At 58.5% G+C, this 16,247-nt stretch carries 20 protein-coding genes and 3 pseudogenes; 8 read left to right on the top strand and 15 right to left on the bottom strand.

Annotated elements, in window-relative coordinates:
• The 5 genes and pseudogenes from IF809_RS35770 to IF809_RS35750 form a co-directional block, all read right to left on the bottom strand.
• Window positions 1-109, bottom strand: a pseudogene (locus IF809_RS35770) (IS110 family transposase); the annotation flags it as partial.
• Window positions 110-676: 567 nt separating this feature from the next.
• Window positions 677-1,042: a hypothetical protein gene (locus IF809_RS35765; RefSeq protein ID WP_462839893.1), complete on the bottom strand. Its 366-nt coding sequence runs from the start codon at window positions 1,040-1,042 to the stop codon at window positions 677-679.
• Between the two features lie 261 nt (window positions 1,043-1,303).
• Entirely contained in the window at window positions 1,304-1,762 is a 459-nt protein-coding gene (locus tag IF809_RS35760) for a hypothetical protein (RefSeq protein ID WP_462839892.1), read from the bottom strand.
• 114 nt (window positions 1,763-1,876) lie between these two features.
• Complete coding sequence (locus IF809_RS35755) at window positions 1,877-2,335, bottom strand: PilZ domain-containing protein (RefSeq protein WP_462839891.1); 459 nt, start codon at window positions 2,333-2,335, stop codon at window positions 1,877-1,879.
• A 748-nt stretch (window positions 2,336-3,083) separates the two neighbouring features.
• Window positions 3,084-3,293, bottom strand: a complete 210-nt coding sequence (locus IF809_RS35750; RefSeq protein ID WP_462839894.1) for a cold-shock protein — start codon at window positions 3,291-3,293, stop codon at window positions 3,084-3,086.
• A gap of 267 nt (window positions 3,294-3,560) precedes the next feature.
• Between IF809_RS35750 and IF809_RS35745 the strand changes: the two genes are divergently transcribed.
• Window positions 3,561-3,830 carry a DUF7662 domain-containing protein gene (locus IF809_RS35745; protein WP_462839890.1) on the top strand — a complete coding sequence of 90 codons (270 nt, stop codon included), beginning with the start codon at window positions 3,561-3,563 and terminating at the stop codon, window positions 3,828-3,830.
• A gap of 29 nt (window positions 3,831-3,859) precedes the next feature.
• Here the strand turns inward: IF809_RS35745 and IF809_RS35740 are convergent.
• Window positions 3,860-4,539, bottom strand: a pseudogene (locus IF809_RS35740) (transposase); the annotation flags it as partial.
• A 46-nt stretch (window positions 4,540-4,585) separates the two neighbouring features.
• Here IF809_RS35740 and IF809_RS35735 point away from each other — a divergent pair.
• Window positions 4,586-4,834, top strand: a complete 249-nt coding sequence (locus IF809_RS35735) for a hypothetical protein (RefSeq protein ID WP_462839889.1) — start codon at window positions 4,586-4,588, stop codon at window positions 4,832-4,834.
• 578 nt (window positions 4,835-5,412) lie between these two features.
• On the opposite strand, the gene IF809_RS35730 is transcribed toward IF809_RS35735, so the two are convergent.
• Complete coding sequence (locus IF809_RS35730; protein ID WP_128965018.1) at window positions 5,413-5,646, bottom strand: hypothetical protein; 234 nt, start codon at window positions 5,644-5,646, stop codon at window positions 5,413-5,415.
• A 209-nt stretch (window positions 5,647-5,855) separates the two neighbouring features.
• On the opposite strand from IF809_RS35730, the pseudogene IF809_RS35725 reads away from it, so the two are divergent.
• Together IF809_RS35725 and IF809_RS35720 are read left to right on the top strand one after the other, a co-directional pair.
• Window positions 5,856-5,942: pseudogene (locus tag IF809_RS35725) on the top strand (choice-of-anchor K domain-containing PEP-CTERM protein); the annotation flags it as partial.
• Between the two features lie 701 nt (window positions 5,943-6,643).
• On the top strand, window positions 6,644-6,886 hold the full coding sequence (locus IF809_RS35720) for a hypothetical protein (protein WP_462839888.1): 243 nt from the start codon (window positions 6,644-6,646) through the stop codon (window positions 6,884-6,886).
• Window positions 6,887-8,650: 1,764 nt separating this feature from the next.
• On the opposite strand, the gene IF809_RS35715 is transcribed toward IF809_RS35720, so the two are convergent.
• Window positions 8,651-9,022, bottom strand: coding sequence for a VOC family protein (locus tag IF809_RS35715; RefSeq protein WP_462839887.1), 372 nt, complete (start codon window positions 9,020-9,022; stop codon window positions 8,651-8,653).
• Between the two features lie 114 nt (window positions 9,023-9,136).
• A complete protein-coding gene (locus IF809_RS35710; protein WP_462839886.1) occupies window positions 9,137-9,463 on the bottom strand; it encodes a hypothetical protein in 327 nt (108 codons plus the stop codon).
• Between the two features lie 217 nt (window positions 9,464-9,680).
• On the opposite strand from IF809_RS35710, the gene IF809_RS35705 reads away from it, so the two are divergent.
• Together IF809_RS35705 and IF809_RS35700 are read left to right on the top strand one after the other, a co-directional pair.
• Window positions 9,681-9,941, top strand: a complete 261-nt coding sequence (locus IF809_RS35705) for a VOC family protein (protein WP_208764271.1) — start codon at window positions 9,681-9,683, stop codon at window positions 9,939-9,941.
• A 516-nt stretch (window positions 9,942-10,457) separates the two neighbouring features.
• Window positions 10,458-10,913: a response regulator gene (locus IF809_RS35700; RefSeq protein WP_462839885.1), complete on the top strand. Its 456-nt coding sequence runs from the start codon at window positions 10,458-10,460 to the stop codon at window positions 10,911-10,913.
• Between the two features lie 208 nt (window positions 10,914-11,121).
• Here the strand turns inward: IF809_RS35700 and IF809_RS35695 are convergent, their stop codons facing one another.
• The 4 genes from IF809_RS35695 to IF809_RS35680 all read right to left on the bottom strand — a co-directional run bounded on the left by IF809_RS35695 (window position 11,122) and on the right by IF809_RS35680 (window position 13,423).
• Window positions 11,122-12,249 (bottom strand): GGDEF domain-containing protein, encoded by a 1,128-nt coding sequence (locus IF809_RS35695; protein WP_462839884.1) that lies wholly within the window; start codon window positions 12,247-12,249, stop codon window positions 11,122-11,124.
• Between the two features lie 295 nt (window positions 12,250-12,544).
• Window positions 12,545-12,721 carry a hypothetical protein gene (locus tag IF809_RS35690; protein WP_453996427.1) on the bottom strand — a complete coding sequence of 59 codons (177 nt, stop codon included), beginning with the start codon at window positions 12,719-12,721 and terminating at the stop codon, window positions 12,545-12,547.
• Between the two features lie 43 nt (window positions 12,722-12,764).
• On the bottom strand, window positions 12,765-13,094 hold the full coding sequence (locus IF809_RS35685; protein WP_128965010.1) for a nuclear transport factor 2 family protein: 330 nt from the start codon (window positions 13,092-13,094) through the stop codon (window positions 12,765-12,767).
• A 176-nt stretch (window positions 13,095-13,270) separates the two neighbouring features.
• Window positions 13,271-13,423: a hypothetical protein gene (locus tag IF809_RS35680; RefSeq protein WP_462839883.1), complete on the bottom strand. Its 153-nt coding sequence runs from the start codon at window positions 13,421-13,423 to the stop codon at window positions 13,271-13,273.
• 1,040 nt (window positions 13,424-14,463) lie between these two features.
• Between IF809_RS35680 and IF809_RS35675 the strand changes: the two genes are divergently transcribed.
• The gene (locus IF809_RS35675; protein ID WP_453982690.1) at window positions 14,464-14,664 is read left to right on the top strand and encodes a hypothetical protein; all 201 of its coding nucleotides are present in this window, start codon (window positions 14,464-14,466) and stop codon (window positions 14,662-14,664) included.
• A 164-nt stretch (window positions 14,665-14,828) separates the two neighbouring features.
• On the top strand, window positions 14,829-15,074 hold the full coding sequence (locus tag IF809_RS35670; RefSeq protein WP_453982689.1) for a hypothetical protein: 246 nt from the start codon (window positions 14,829-14,831) through the stop codon (window positions 15,072-15,074).
• 207 nt (window positions 15,075-15,281) lie between these two features.
• Here IF809_RS35670 and IF809_RS35665 read toward each other — a convergent pair whose 3' ends face one another.
• Together IF809_RS35665 and IF809_RS35660 are read right to left on the bottom strand one after the other, a co-directional pair.
• Window positions 15,282-15,452 (bottom strand): hypothetical protein, encoded by a 171-nt coding sequence (locus IF809_RS35665; RefSeq protein ID WP_453982688.1) that lies wholly within the window; start codon window positions 15,450-15,452, stop codon window positions 15,282-15,284.
• A 122-nt stretch (window positions 15,453-15,574) separates the two neighbouring features.
• The coding region (locus IF809_RS35660) for a Crp/Fnr family transcriptional regulator (RefSeq protein ID WP_462839882.1) at window positions 15,575-16,247 on the bottom strand (673 nt) is incomplete at its 5' end.

Raw genomic sequence — 16,247 nt, 5'->3', positions numbered from 1 at the left:
TTTGCCGCAGCACGATGGCGCCGCGCGCATCGTGGCCCACGACGTGGAACGAGTTCTTGCCGATATCGATGCCGATCCCGGCGATCGCGGTATTGGGTGTCTGAGACATGGCGTGCTCCTTGTCTTTGGCGCCCCTTGCCAGCTTCGCTTTCTGGTGGGGCAGGAGCACGGCCGGACCATCCGATTAGCCGACGTTCGCTCAGTGGCTCCGTTTGAACCAGCCCATTCTCGTTATTCACTGCTTGTGGTAGTGGTAGCCGCGTGGGGGGCAGAAAATTGAGGAAAGCTGTGAGGGTAACCCTGTATTTCGCATTGCTGTTCATTTGCTGCTCGGCTTCCCAGGCTGCCAACGTCGACCCGTTCTTTCTCGACCGCGGCGTTTACCGGGCGGGAGATGACGATGCGGTCGTTGTTCAGGTCGAGGGCGCTAGCGTAGCTCCCTGTAGTCGCTACACTCCTGTTGGGGCAACATGTTATTGCAACCACGGCGTCAAAAGAGGGCATCCGGTGCCCGGCTGGGTAGCGGTGGGAGGCGCTCTGCTGGATAGCGGCGCCGGGACCTACATGCGACCCGGCTGGCACGTGTCGGCGATTAAGGGGATGCACGGCAGCATGAAGTTTTGCCACCGCGACCGCTGACTTCTGTCGGTTGCTCGCAGACAATTGTCGCGTCCTCTCAAGCATTGTAACGACCTTGGGTCATTTTCCCCTTTTCGCCCATCGCGCCAATTCTGAGCACGTCTGCCTTTGATCCGCTTCTCGGGGCAAAGCGGGCGGGAGCTGCAGCTCTCAGGGTGAAGAGTTTGTCTGCGTCAGCCGCAGAAACGTCCCCGGCTCGTGAAGCTCGATCCAGCCGCGCTCTTGAGCGAGCATTGGCAGCGCGAGACTCCTCGCCGCTGCCGCCAATCTTGAGGAACGGCACGTTGATCAGCTCGATGTAGATCCGGCCGTCCTGTACCGGCTCGATGCCGCTGGCCATCTCGATGAGCTTGCGGGCGACACTGGCGGGGTCGGCGAAGGGATGGGCAGCGGCGTGCCTCATGCGGGATCGATAAGCTGAGTCGCCACGTTGACCAAGCGACTCGCCCTCACCAGCAGCTGCATTAGGGACAGCTGCGAATAGCGCGTTATCGAGCACCCCGCGCGTGCATGGTCGGTCGTCAACATGGTCCTTTCGCGGTCATGGCTGATGCTCTTGAAGTCGGAGAATTGCGAGTGACTGGCATCGGGGACCGCTGGCTATATTGTGCGGACGGTTGGCGGCCCCACTCAGTCCCGATAACGGCAGAATTCGTCGCCGTTATCATATTTCAAAGCAAATCTTTACGCGACGGTGGGGGCGATCTTCATCGTAGTATCGAGAGTGGCGATCCATCTCGTCTTCATTGCGTTGCATACGCTGATTCCGACCCATCGTGCGATGATCCATGTCTTCCATCATGCGGCCCATGTGCTGCTGGCGCATGCGGTCCATGCCCATGCGGTCCTCATCGCGTTGCTGCGCCGTCCAGTCCCGCTTCACGCGAGTGTCTTCGGCATTCTGACGGTCCTGCTCGCGAGCCTGGTCCGCCTGTTGTGGCGTGCGCTCTGGTTGGACAGGAGTCGTTTGAGGCTGGTTTGTATCGGAAGAGTTCTCCGAGGAGAGTATGGCGCAACAATCGGCGAGACGGGGCTGGAAGAACCAGATGTACTCATCGTGCCTAGAGCACGCATTTATGATTTGGTTCCGGTCCGCGAACTCCCATACGGCCCGCAGCTCCATCGCTGCATCAGAGGCCGGACAGATGGCAGCATCCGACTATGTGCCAACCTTCTGCAAAATACCGCTTGCATCTGGCGGGGCGTCCACAGATGAGTACGCGCCCTAATCGCCAACTTAAAGATGATCCTCGAACAACAGTCCGATCCGGTCACCACTCGACCAGACAAGCCGGCAACTTCTGAGGATACGATCTTTTGCGAGCATAAGCTTAAAGGTAGAATTTACATACCGCTTGGTCGGAAGCTCAATCGCGGCCCCTTGGGCCGACATATTGATCACCCGGCAGCGCAGGCTAGAGCCGTCGCCCGAAATGTAGGCGACCTCGTCGACGTCGATGCGCTCCAGCTTTCGACGTTCGCCACTGTGCACATTATCTCTCGGCAGGCGAGCTAGCTGGGCCTTCTGTCTTGCGAGATCTGATCTGTCTTTGGCGAGCTTCAATCGCTGCTCAAGCATGTCATGGCCATCGCGTTCGAGACGTTCGATCAACAGCGCCTGGCTCTCAACATCGAGTTGTTTGGCGGCAATTTCTCTTGCTAGAGTGGCTGTTTCGGCATCACAATTAAAAGTCATGGCAATTCCTTAAATTCCGCGAAAACTCGATTGTACCTGTTTTTGCCTGCAAGAATGTTAAACGTGCGGTGCGCCTCAACGAGAGTATCGGCCAACACCATTTCGGGTTAAGCGCAATAAAACACCATGCCCCGCGTACCGTTTTCATCCGCTGAGAGCAGGTGATCTCCCCAGATACCTCCGCCATGTAGACCACCGGCCTCGGTCTTCCCTGGTCCGCCCAGCTCCGAAGGCACAAAAATGGCGACTCCAGAAAATCCTGGTGCCGAAGACGACTTTTGCTCGAGCTTCGCTACACACCTCAGCCCAATTGCAAACGAGCTCTGCACTGACGCGCTCCTCACGTGCAGTGGCGGCACTCTGGCCTACCCCTGTACTGGTGTTTGGGGTAACGATATCGCAGTCACTCGGCTGCTTCCTCACACCATAGGTGCGCCGCGCGCGCCGCCCTCTCCCAGTAGGACACTGGCGGTGTCCTGTGCTCCTGCAAAATCAGGACAAGATGGCGAATGGCCGCGATTACGCTCGCGCGGTGATCGGCGCGGTCCTGCTGTCTCGAACCGAGGTCCGTAAGGAGATTGCTTAGCAACGTTTGCGCTTGTTCCGGCGACGCCTCGCGAGCCGCGTGCAGTGTAAGCAGCGCGTATCGCGCCTCAACGTATTGGCTCATTGCCGCCTGCCTTAAAAATTATGCAATGGAGCGCGATCGAAAATTGCTCCACTGCCGGCCCTGCCGTCCGTCCGCAGCTTAGCCGATCCTCAGGTTCTCGGCTGACATCCTGCCTGACCGGTTAGCCCTGAGCTCATAGCTAACTCGAACACCTTCTACCAGCTCACCGTAACCGGCCTTTTGCACCGTGGTGATGTGAACGAATACATCTAGTCCGCCGTCTTCCGGACGAATGAAGCCATAGCCTTTGCTCACGTTAAACCCCTTGACGGTGCCTATTGCCGCGATGCGCTCTCAGATTCCTCGATGGATTAGATTTGTATCCGAAGATTACCCAAGCGAAGAAGGAAAGCCCTGGCAAATGCCGTCGGGACCAAAGTCCGAATTGCCGGCCGGCGGCTCTCGGCCACTTGCGATTGTCTCGGAATTGGGATTGGATGTTCGTTTTCTAAACCAATTCAATAAGAAGGAGGTCGGTTCTTGCGCGGATTTTTGCCTGCTGCATTGAAGGCGGCATTGCCGAATATCATTGAGAAGCCAAGGTAGGCGATCTCGATGTCGATCTACGATCCCCTCCGTCTAAAGCTAGAGTGCGTCCGTGAGCGATGCGTCGCATTCACGTTTTCCGAGATTGAAGAAATTCTTGGCCGGCCGCTGCCCCGCTCTGCCTACAGGTTCAGCGCATGGTGGGGAAACGAAAGCGCGCTCAAGGCGGGTCACAGCCAAGCAAGAGCGTGGACGAGTGCCGGGTTCAAAACGGGTAGCGTCTCGCTAAGTCGCAAGACCATCGAATTCCATCGCATCTCGCCACGTGTTGCGCCGTGATTGGCAGATTGTATTTTAGCCACCGTTTTTCAAGGATTTGCTTTCGGCAATAAGGGCACTGCTGAGACGGCGGCCGAAGGATGAGATCGACGATGGCGTGACGTACGGCTGGCATGGTTGGCTGAGGCGGGGGACCGTTGATTCCTTTTGTTCCGCCCCGCGTTTGCGAGGCGGCGATGTTGCAGGAAGGCGTAGGCAATCATTGTCATCAAGGCGTGGCGATGAAGACCTTGCCAAGATCGCCCTTCGAAGTGATCAAGTCCAAGCTCCTCCTTCAGCTGTTGATGCGCCTGCTCACAAATCCACCGTGCCTTGATGGTGGCGGCCGGCGTGCGCAGATCCGTCGCAGCCGGAAGATTGGCGAGATAGTATTTCTTCTCGCCGGAGGTACGTTGCTCGCCAATGAGCCAGGCTCCGTCGCCTGGGAGATGCTGCTGACCTTCATCCCATATTCGCTGCGGAGGGCCGTCGGCGGTGCGGACACGGAGAGCAGCAAAACGAACTTTAAGCCGACCTTTCGTCCCGCTACGCCAACTCACGGTTTTCCATTGGCGCTGGCCAGCATTTGGTCTGCCGCAATCGATAAGATATCGGGCACGTGGTGCTTTCGTGGTTTGCCACGGACTTTGGTGATCGGCCAAATGAGCTTCACATCGACCGGATACACTTTTTGGTGCCGAGGGATACCGACAGCCCAGGTCAGCCCGCGGTCCAGCCTGGAGCCCTCTGTTGGCTCGCCACGGAGGCTCTGAGGCATGAGCGACGCTAATGCCGGGTTTCAGCGGGTCCCGCAGGAGACCGCTGCCATGCTCGGCTACGACATCGAGACGCTTGGTCAAGCTCAATCGGTTCGTCTCGACCGCGCTTTGGCGCTTCGCATCGAAATCGACCGGCTGCAGGTAGGCAACTCTCGTTGTGCTGGCAATCGGGGCATTGGCGGCGGCGCAATACGAGTGCCGGCAGGCTCGTTAATATCCGAGCATGGCCAGCAGAACCCAGCTTAGCACGAAGATTGCTCCCAGCCCAAGCGTGCAGAAGCCGGCGAGCACGACAGCCCGGGGCCAGAGCGGATGATCCATTCGTTGGCGTGATGCTGACATTGCGAATCTCAATCGGTCATCTGCGGAGCGGGTTACTTTTCCTGCCAGTCTTGGGCAGATCCCTTCCTGATCTGTTAGTGTCGAGGCTGGCACTCAGACAGATCAGCGGAGAAAGCCAGGGCGCGCAGCTCACCCATCATGCCGCGTGGTGCACCGCAATTCCTGCACGTGATCAAGGTCGTTGGAGGAGTGTTTTCCTTGCCGTCGAAGATAATGCCGATGCTGTCACACCGGCGGCATACGATCTGAAATCCCGAAACCTGGTGTACTCGTATCGCTGCGGACATCGCGCAACTCCGAACAGAGCCGCCGAGCAGCTATCTGCACGACGGCTCGCGCCGGGGGCAATGAGGGAAATGTCTGGCGCTACCAGCGTAGCCAGCCGCACATACTTGGCAACCGAACTCGTGCGTTAAGCTTGATGCCCGCGGTCCGGGTTAATTGGGGCAGTAGGCGGGCTGCCATCAAGCGGCCCACTGATCTCACCCGTCTAATGTATAGAGAGATCTGAGCCGCCTCTCGATGATTGCGACCCGGCGAGCGCATTTGGGTGTCATGATTTGGCGGCTGCGTGTCTCGATAACAACGCGCCAACCGCCGCCCTCTCCGTCCGGAATGACAGCAAGCGCCACGCCCGTTGGACAATCCTCGGTAGCTTGCAATTCCTCAAGAAAAATCCAGCTCAAATCATAAGATGAAATGTTCTGCTTAGCCATGCATTCCCCTCGACCCTCCAGAAGTCTATCGGGGCCGGGTTCCAGTGCAACTCCGTAGATTGCCGGGAAAGAGGAAGCGGCTCAGCTTCAGCAGCATTGAAATTCGAGCCTCGGCACGTCTGGCTAATACCCGGCAAAGCCTCCATTCAGTCGATCCAGGGCGAGAGCGGCTGTCGTTCGGGCCTGGCGTCACGAGACTCATCGGTCTTTGGGCGATGATGATCCTCGGCTTCTGCGGCCTCGGCTTGATGGCGTATCGGCGCAAGCAGACCGGCAACGCACTCGCAGCCCCCTAATCGTCCTCATCATCAAACACAGCAAAGCCGCTCCTCTTCGGGGCGGCTTTTTGCTTTGTGTCAGCGGTCCACCGCTTTCGGGGACGGCGCGCGCCACCATCTTTCCGCTTCCGCCGCAACCTTCGCTGGCCTTTACATCGCTCTTTAGAAAATCGCTCACAAGACACAAGACGCTCGCGGCATAAACAGATCTGACGAGCCCGTCTGGGCTTGGGCTTACCGGAACTGGAGCGCCAGGAAAAATAGGAACGTTGCTTCAACCACGGACTTTGAAGCCCTTCATCATCCTGGCCAGGAGGCGACGATGCCTATCAAGCGAGGTCACTCGCAAATTCTGTTTCACGCAAGACCGATCGATCTTCGCTTTCAGATGACGGAGGTCATCGCGTTACGGCGCATCGTTGCCGCACTTGCCAGCGCGAGTCCCACAGCCAAGCAAGCCCCTTGACGGGGCGAAAACGGCAACGAAGACGCAAGCCCAACGGAGCTTCCGCCCTCTGTGCGTGGCATCGAGCCGGTGCAGGACGGCCACACAGATGCCGCCGCCTTTTGCGGACAGGGCCCGATCTGACAACCACCCGTGAGGTTTCACGCGGTGGACTTGTGTTTTGCTCGCCACGAAGCCATTTCCCGAAGCGACGAAGCACCTTTGAAACACTGCGTGCGTAGCGTCGCCGCCAATCAATAAGGGGATGGCGATCATGTTAAGCATGCTTCTGGACGCGATCTACGGTGAGGTCATCTCGGCCTCAATTCCCGGCATGAAGACCCAGGGAGCGGCAGGCAGTGCACTCTCCAGCAGCGTAGACAGCGCGGCTTGGCTACCGGAATTGATTGAAGCGCTTGATAACGCTGATAGGCTTCCCGCGCCCAATCAATCGGATATCGATGCCTGCTATACTCAGTTGCTGCGTCCAAGCACGGCTCACCAGACGCTGAATTGAACGCACCCGCTTCCCGCCCTTTCGAGCTCTTCACATAGCCTGAGACCTTCCCTCCATGCGCGCGAGTTCGTCCATGTCGTTCTGATGCTGCCCCTTCGGTGGGGACCAGACTCTCGGCTGCACCGGCCAAAGAGCCTTCCGAGATCGGCCGCGCGTTTTCAAGCTGAACCGCGCGGCCACGGTCTTACCGCCTCGACGAAGTTATGAGGGTCCGATTGGCTCGGCCAGCTTCGATGGCTCCGCGGATAGCGGATGCACTCGCTGCGCTTGCCTCGACGCAGTCGTCATTGCCGATTCGAATTTCCTGCTCGATGCGTTCAGCCGCCAGCGCCGCAGCGGCCATGACCAAGGACAGCTCAGCAACGCTCACGTTGTCGCGGATGTTTGCCATTGGATCGAGCGCGCAGGTCTTGTCGGTCTGGCGGGCTCCAAAAGTGTCAGATAGCCGCCGTCTACGGGCCGAGGTGTTGACGCGCGAGGCGGCCTTGCATGCGGCTCGGGAGGTCGCGCGGCCCGAACCCGGAAAATAGCCGAGGCCGTGCGGGATTTATGCCGCACGGCCTCCGCTGCAACTGTCCAGCCTCCCGGATTCCGTCGCAGGCGGAGGCTATCAGATTCGCAGTTACGGCCATGCAGCGGGTCTTAGTTTCCCCAATTGCCAGCCCCTGGCAGGTTACCATTGAAGGTCCCCCAAGATCCCTCACCGCCGCCCCACGGGATGCCGTCGATGGTATCGCCCTGTCCCACAGTGCCAGGGTCTTTGCTGATCCTGATGCCGTGGTAAGCGGGTGAATTAGCCAAGTTGCGCATACCTCCAGTGCCCCGTTCCAGCGAGGTCAGGTCCAGTTCGCAGTGCTTCGACATGTGATCCCTCCATCGTGCTCGGGTCCGGTGACGACCCAACGGATGGACGGTATTATCTCTGCTTATTCGACCCAAAACTGTGATGAGGCGCACAGAGCTGCTTCACGGTCGATGCCGAGCGCGGGGATCATAGGGGGAATTTGGCCGGTTGGCAGTTCACCCGCCCTGATAGATCCTGATCCCCCACAGCACGACGACAACGGCCGACACCAGCGTGGCCAACGTCAGAAGGTTCTCCAGAGAAGCGACTCTCATCTTTAGTCTCCGCTTCCAGCCCATCGGCGATGTAGGTGATTCGCCGGTTTTCTTGCAATTGGTGCCCGGTCCTTAATTTTCCGGGGAATTACAATCCTTTGGTCCAGTGAGGCCAACCTTCTCCTTCGTGATCATCATGAACCATCCGCACAACTGGCTGTTGGTGGCGTCGATTATGTGGATCATCCTGATTGGTTGCGCGCTGATCTACATGGTGGCTTTTCAGGGATACCCGCACCAACTTTTCGTCCGGATCGAAGACCGCAACTGCATACACTCCCCCTCGGCTTATCCTCGGGCGGTTGCCCAAAACTCGCGCGCGGCGGCGTCAACGCTCTCGGGATAGAGATAGACCCGAACGGGTTCGTCCGGAATTGTCCGAGCCCTCGACCACATGGGTCAGGTTCAGATAAACGGTAAGCGCCACCCCGACGTCCCGCCAATCGACCTAAGAAGCTATCGGGACGAGCATATGGGCTGAAATTGCTTGAGGGCCGCTCTGCGGCCCTCTTACGCTCTTGTTTGTCTCGAAATGCACACTTCACATTATCGGCAGGCGTTCAGAACAGGTACGGCTAGAGCGTCCTCCGCCCTCCACATAGCGCGTCACTGGCACGCAGCCAGTCGCTTGGCTGTACAAGCGAACTATAGCCCTGCGCGCAGCCGGCTTGGCCACCCCACCCGCACCAACGCCTCATCCGGATCGGAAAGCGCGAATTCGTACATCCCCCACGGCTTGTCCTCGGGGGACTGCCCGAACTCGCGCGCGGCGGCGTCGACGCCCTCGAGGTAGAGATAGAGGCCGAACGGATTTTGGCCCGGGATCAGCCAGCCCTCGACCGCGCCGGTGAGGTGCAAGTAGCCGCCCTTGCCGTTCGACAGCATGCGATAGGTGTCCGCCTCTCCCGCAGGCCGTTCGCTGTCCAGGCGCGCAAAGCCGAGCCTGTTGTAGAACCGCTCAGACGCATCGAGATCGTTACAGGGCAGGATCGCGACCAGGGCACCGGACGGGCTCATCTCGTTCACTCCGATTGAAAGCAGCACGTGAAAATGTTTCTTCTTGGGGTCCGAGACTTTGTCAGCTTTAAGGTCGGGAGCGCGAGACGATCGAAGGCGCTCGACCGGCCGATGTCAGCCGGCGCCGCCGATCAGCCGGTCGAAGCCGACGAGGGCGCCGAAGACGATGCCGGTGACGACGATGAAAGCTGCAGCATACCAGATCTTGTTCATGGCGACATAATGCGCGAGACTACCGGATGGTTCTGCAAGGGGCGCAAGCCTTGTCGTGATCTGGGGCGCGATCTCGTCAACGACCTCCGCATCAAGATGACATCTGCATGAAAAGGCCCGCGGCAGGTGTTTCCCGCCAGGCTGAACGAAAATTTCGACGATGCCATTATGCCCCTGTTTTGCCCAACGTGTAAAAGCAATGAATTCGCCGGCGTAGGAAGGCAACATCTAAACACAAACCCGAATTGTAATGGCGCGACCGCTGATTTAACGTCGGATAATGCGTGCACAACCACTCATCCTCTGTCGGGACGTTCGGAAGTCGAGCCGATGGTACCAGCGGCTGCTCGGCTGTGTCGGTGGGCACGGGGGTGATCAATATGAAAGATTGTGGGACCCACGGCACCACACGAGCAAATGGGGGAGTGACGGGCTCATCCTGCAATTGCACGATTGGAACGCTGATCATCATCATGGTGCGATCGGGGACCCAGCACAAGCGATCGGTAATGGCATTCTGATTTGGTTCGAGGTGGACGATTTCCAGGAAGTCGTCGCCCGCGCCCGTCAACTCAATGCCGCTGTCGTGCGAGAGGTTCATATCAATCCGAACGCGCAGCACCTTGAACTTTGGATCAAGGATCTCGACGGCTATACGGTGGTCGTTGCATCACCAGACGGAGAGACAGGCTCCGGCACGACATAAGCGGATTTCCCTGTCGGGCAAAGGTCAACTTGATTTGCCGTTCGTCTTGTTTCGAAATCCGCATCAAATCACGGCGTCGAACGGCGACAGATGTTTCGATTTAGGCTTAGGGTCTGGAAAGCGCGGACCATGACGGCTGCAGTGAGCAGGATGGTTTGAGCCCTTGCGAAACCCATCCTACGAGCTGCGCGAAAGATCCGCATAGGGTCTTGCTTGTGTGCAAACGCACAGGTCGGGCGCGGGCCGTTGCCGCCAATCAGTGCAATCGGCCGATGTCGTCGGCTCCGATCGTCAATGACCGAGCCAAAGGGAGTATCGCGGCGGGGTATTGCGGCTTTGGATGCGCTTTCCGGCCTTCACGCAGCGCGGATGGGTGCAATCAGCCTCCATTTGCCGATCACCCGTGTGAGATTATGGGCGAGAACATCGCCATCTCAGCGGCGACATTCTGTAGGCGCTTCATCAAAAAACATACTGACTAGGACTTCGAGCACGGGGGAAGGGACGAGCATCAGGATGTATTTCCCTCGATATACCGGGAGTGAGCCGCAGCCCGCTTCGAGCGACGATGGCGAGCTCCTATCGGAGGGCAGCTCAGTCGAAGCAATTCTCGTCGTTGAAGATGATCCCGATCTTAGAAGCCATATCTCGGATGTGCTGCGCGATCTCAATTATTGCGTTCTGTCTGCCGGCGGCGCGCAGGCGGCATTGACGGTCTTGTTGCAAGACAACCAGGCGGTCGATCTCCTACTGACCGACGTGGTTATGCTTGGCATCAACGGACGCGAGTTAGGAAGACGAGCGCAAGAGATCCGGCCACATCTCAGGATTCTCTACATGACTGGCAATTCGCGCAACGCAGTCGTTCACCAGGGGCGGCTAGATGAGGGCGTAGACCTTCTGGAAAAGCCAGTTACTCAGGCAAAGTTGGCGCTGAAGGTCCGCGAAATTTTGGACGGAGCCCATGATTAGCCAGGCGTTCGATCCGGTTGTTTCGAAGCAGGCATTGGTCTGCTCCGGTCATTTGCAGACCGCGTGGGAGCGGTTCCCCAAGTCGCTGAAGGGCCACAAGGGGAAGTCACTCCTGCACAAGAAAGACCCCCGCCTGAGGGGGCCTTTGCTTGAGCAATCGACAGCCGGGCAGCTGCTTCATTGAGCAGATCAACCTCTCCAACAATGCTCAACCGACAGCAACCCGATTTCGGCCTGCGTCTTTTGCCTTGTACAAGGCAGCGTCAGCGCGAGCCAAAGTGTCCTCAGGAGCATCATTCGGGCGAACCTGCGCTATTCCGGCCGATAACGTTACCCTCAAATCATCGGAAACAGAATCCCAATGCTGTTCTGAAATGATTTGCCTTAGCCGGTCCATTACCAAAACGGCCTGATCTTTTGCGGCATCCGGCATCACTAAAAGAAATTCTTCGCCACCGTATCTGCCAATCCTATCTATGGAGCGCATATTGCGGACGAGCATGAGTGCAAAGCCTCGCAGTACCTCGTCGCCAGTCGGATGACCATATGAGTCATTGATGCGCTTGAAGAAGTCTATGTCTATGATTGCGAGAGAACACGGCGTACCGGCACGTTGTGCCCGTGCCATTTCATCGTTCAAAGCACGCATGACGTAGCGTCGGTTGAGTACGCCGGTGAGTTCATCGACCTGTGCAAGCTCCTCGATCTTGGCGTGCGCGAGCTTGAGTTCATTCCCTCGCCTGTAAAGTGCCTCGCGCAGGGAAGCGCCGTACAGCCCGGTGAACGCGCACCTGCCAAGAGCAGTGACGAAGCACAGCAAAGCTAGATGTCGATCTGCATACGAATCCATCGGCATAGCAATGCGCTGATTAGTCAGTGTGAAGACGGTCGTGAGGCCAATCGCAGCGTACGCCCAAACAACGCCGGTCTGCCGGGCAGACATACGAAGGGCACCGAAGCCAAGCACCACGAAGATGATACACGCGAAATAGAATCCGACCTCTGGAATGAAATAGATCGCGAGCAGTTCAATACCTATGCTTCCGAGGCTTTGCGGTACCGTGAGGTAGTGATCTCGAAAGCGGTCGTTGAAGTGCAATTCGGAAAGGATCAACGCAATCGCGGTCCATCCCACTCCCGCGGCGACGTACCACGCTGAAGCCGAAACCGATATGGTGCCGTTGAGAGCGTATAGAAACAGGATGGCAGCATCCAGGATGAAGCTGGCCATCTGCGCAACATACATCTGCCGCCGCAAGCGGGCGCGCTTGTCGACTCCCCTTTTGAACTCCGTGCGAGGTTCGACGGTCGTTCGCTGGACTGCAGATTGCGCCATACCAGATTATCCCGATCTTCCCGTCAGGAAACCCCAAAGGCGTTAAGATTCAGAGCGCTGCGGGTGGTTAGCGAACACTTAACCCGGAGCGTTATCGCGCTGCAAAGCGTCACGGTCGGCGACGGCACCACTTTGTGGTGGGCGCGATTCGTCGAGAATGGTCGCCACTCCTGTTGGTAACCACTGACACGAAAAACGCAGGTCCCTTCGGGTCAAGAGCCGATGGATCGGCAGACCTCGTCGCAGGCTTGTTATGGCCCACAGCAGAAGTCGCGATAACTGAACTGCATGCCCGCTAAGCCCGCGCTTGCCTCCTGATTGCCCGCTCCACCTCGTCCGCAAGGTTGGACAGATGCTCCGCCAGCAGGGTGTAGAGAGCTTTCTTGTCATGCTCGGTTGCGAGGTCACGAACCAGAGCCGCTTCTGCTGCATCGGTGCGAAGCTTCTCAAGGCTCATCTGCATGTCTTTCATTGCCTGTCCTCCGGCAAAGAGTGGGCAGCCGGATCTCTTGTCATTAGAGCGGGCCGCAGCGATGAAGGGAGATCAGGCCGCTGTCCGCGTCGAATGAGAGGGTGGCTTGGACGACATCCTGCGGGGTCCGGTAGGTCACAGCCACGATCTCGCCGCCGCAGTCGGCGAGATCAATCAGGTCCCCAGCCGGTTTGTCGATGAACCTCGCGCGCCAATAGGACTTTCGCTTCAGCGAGCCGGACATGGCCTTTTCACCGCCGCAGCCGCAGAGTATCTGCGCGTCGACAGTATAGAGATCATCGATCGAAAGATCGCTCGCGCGATAGGCATCAAGCCAGTCGAGAGCCGCAGCCATTGCATCAAAGGAACTCATTGTCCTGCCTGCTTGCTGGAAAGTGGGCGGATTACGGCGGCAGCAATGAACCCCTTGTGAACAGCGAGCGGTCCGCCGAGTTAAAAGCCGTTAATGCAAAGCTTCGGCCGCTTCCTGCTCGGGCGAAACTACGGCCCCGGATCATCCTTCCGGGCGGTTCTCGCGATCTCCTGGCGCTACACGGAGGCCAGAAGTTCGAGCTGGCTAGCCAGCGCGAGGTAGGCATTGCAAACACTGCGAAGGACATTCGCGACGCGTGGCACACTCTCTTGGTTAGCCCGCTCCCGGTATTGTTCGGCAAGAGTGCGGCATTCTTCGGCGTTCAGCATCAGGACTCCAAAAGAGAGCTGAACACCGGGTCATTTTCTTCGTTCCTAAAACGGCTTTCGCTGCCTGAGGCTAAGGGACGTCCGCTTCGGGGTCAAAGGCGGCCCTCGGTAGCCGGCACGCCTTGGTCGGGTCATCTCTCGGAAGCTCAAACCCCATTCCATGTAGGTCGAGCGCCTCGACAAACACAAACACATCGATCACATGGACGGCATTGTCCTCGCCTACCCAATCCTCCAGACATTCCGGCAAGAGCGTCAGCTAGGATCTGTCCGCGCCTTCAACGAAGCGTCCCGTCCGTATTCCCCATCAGGAAACGAAGGAATCGTAGCTGACTCGTGGCTTTTCACACAGCCAGGGTTCGATAGGCGATATCGCTGTATTCCTCTATAATAGATAGGATCCCAGCGATGCGACTTGGAGTCGGATGAGGTCACTCACGTGCCGATCGTTTCTATTTGCGCTTACCAGTGTTCTCTGGATTTCAGAATGCATGGCCGATGAAATCGTAGTTCTGCTCAGCGGAGCGACGATCGACCGTGACTTGCGGACGGCGAGACCTATCCTAAAGCTGACTTTCGAGAGGCATCTAAGGAAAAACTGCGCGTCTTTGGGGCTAACAACGTCGGTCAAAAGCTCGAGTTTCGCGCTGATGGACGAGTGCTTCTTGCGCCGATTCTCAGAGAGTTAATTGAAAGCGGTACGGTCCAGATCAGTGATCCCAGTTGGACGGAGCAAGCAGCAATTGATCTGGCGAAGCAACTCTCCAAAGCGCCGAAAGGGGAAATCGAAATTCGGCTATTGCGGCCACCTAATTAGTCGCCTTCGGGTCCAAAACCTGTTTTCAAGCTGCCGATCCTGAAACGTCTCCTGGTGGCTCATCAGCTGCCATCATGACTTTGGACAGACCAAAGCCCGCGGCGGAGGCTCTCCGCGCGGGCTGACCGAATATTTCGATGATGCCATCACTCCCCTGTTTTGCCCAAAGTGTCAAACGAACGATCCGATCGTCTCGCGCGTTGGTCGATCAGGAGGAGCGGCCATGACTTCAAAGACTGCTGCGCCCCGGACGTCGCGAGATCTGCCCGGCCCCAAGACGCGCATCGATGGGGCGCGCGAGACGCAGGAGGCCGTCATCGAGGACGCGGGCGAGACTGACGACGACACAAGGGATCTCGTGCACGGCGAGGGTGGAACCATCGACGCTCCGGCCCAGCCCGGCGATTTGGCGAAGGACGACTAGGCGCAATCCCTATCGCTGAATGCACACGCCATGACCACTCCGTGAATTTCAATCCGGATTCCAGAGGATCAGCCATTTTTCAGTTGCTGCGGTACCGTTATGTATCGTTTGATACAATGCGAAGCCGCCTGGCTTGCTACTGTTTGCCAACACAGGGGGCAGACATGAAACGGCTGACGAACGCCCTGGGCCAGCTCGAAGCCCCGGACTGCTCCCATTGTCATGTCGCCATGAGATGGTTTCGCTCGGAGCTCGTGCCGGACGAGCAGGAGGCGATCATCGCCCACCTTTTCGTCTGCCCCAATTGCAAGCGCGCCCAACGCGTCGATACCGGGTTCACGCCGGCGCGCGTCCCTCCTGACGAGCTGTCGGCTGTTCGCTTTCGCCTCGTCAGAGGCGGAAAGAGCTAGGCGGGCGCGCGCCGGGAAACGGTCATGCGGCGGCAAGCCTGACGATCTCATCAGGCGCACAGGATTTTGCAAGGCGAAGCGCGCGGCCCGGAAGTGCTTGTTGCTCCTCCCCGGCTACGGAGATGATCTTTAGATGCGGAAAGAAGGCGGCCGCGAACTCCGCGAGCGCAGTTCCGTCGGGATCCTCCGGTCGGGACAGATCGGATATCAGCACATGAAGCTCGGGCCGACCTTCGCAACGATCAGCTCGGCTGCAACGGGGCTGGCACATTCGATCACGTCGAATGCAGCGGTCGAAAGAGCATCGGCAAGGGAGTGGCGCTGTTCCGTGTCCTGCGTCACCAACAGCGCTAGACGTGGTATGGCGTAGCGTTCCATGATGACCTCCTTGCCCGATAAGTCAGTGCGAGGCCTTTGGTTCGCCCTGCGCTCTTCCGACTCCTGAACGCACGAGCAGACGGCGGCCGGTTGCCGCGCCCCGGCGTTCCCAGGCAAGGGCCTCAGGGACTACTCGAAAACAATTCGGTATAGTGCTTCTTGAGCCAGCCGCTGCACTGACACGATCTTTGCTGAAGCTCCGGCAGGTCCTGGACGCGAAGTGTCCCGCGTGCGGTGTCCAGAATGCCTTCAGCCTTGAAACGCTGGATGATCCGGCTGGCGTAGCTGCGCCCGATCCCCAACAGGGCGGCAAGCTGCTCATGGGTGAGCGTCACGTCCTCGGCGCCCGTGTGCTCGATGATCTGCACGATCCACTTCGCCGCGCGCTGCTCGATGGAATGCACGGCGTTGCAGACTGCCGATTGGCCGAGATACGCCAGCAGGTAATGGGAATATCGCGCCAGCAGCCGTTCCAATCCGCCCGATCCTGCTTTGGCCTCGCCCAGCTTGCGGACCGGCAGCCGAACCAGCGGGCCGCCGGCCTTGACGGAGATGCGCGAATAGGTCGGCAGGCCGTCGCCATCGGCGACGACGCCGACAGCCCCTTCCCGGCCGATCAGGACGGCTTCGACATCGCGGTCCTCGTTGGCCGCGATGGCGAGCGACAGGAGCGTAGGACCGCAGGGGAAGTAGACGTTTTCGACCGGATCGCCGGGATGGTACAGCACCTGGCCGACGGTGCCCTCGCCAACGTCGAAAGAGTGCCTGAAGAACTCGAATTCCTGGCTGCTCAGG

This window comes from Bradyrhizobium sp. UFLA06-24, from assembly GCF_054967145.1.
Note: the sequence above shows the minus strand (reverse complement) of the source record. Positions and strands in the feature narration are given on the sequence as shown.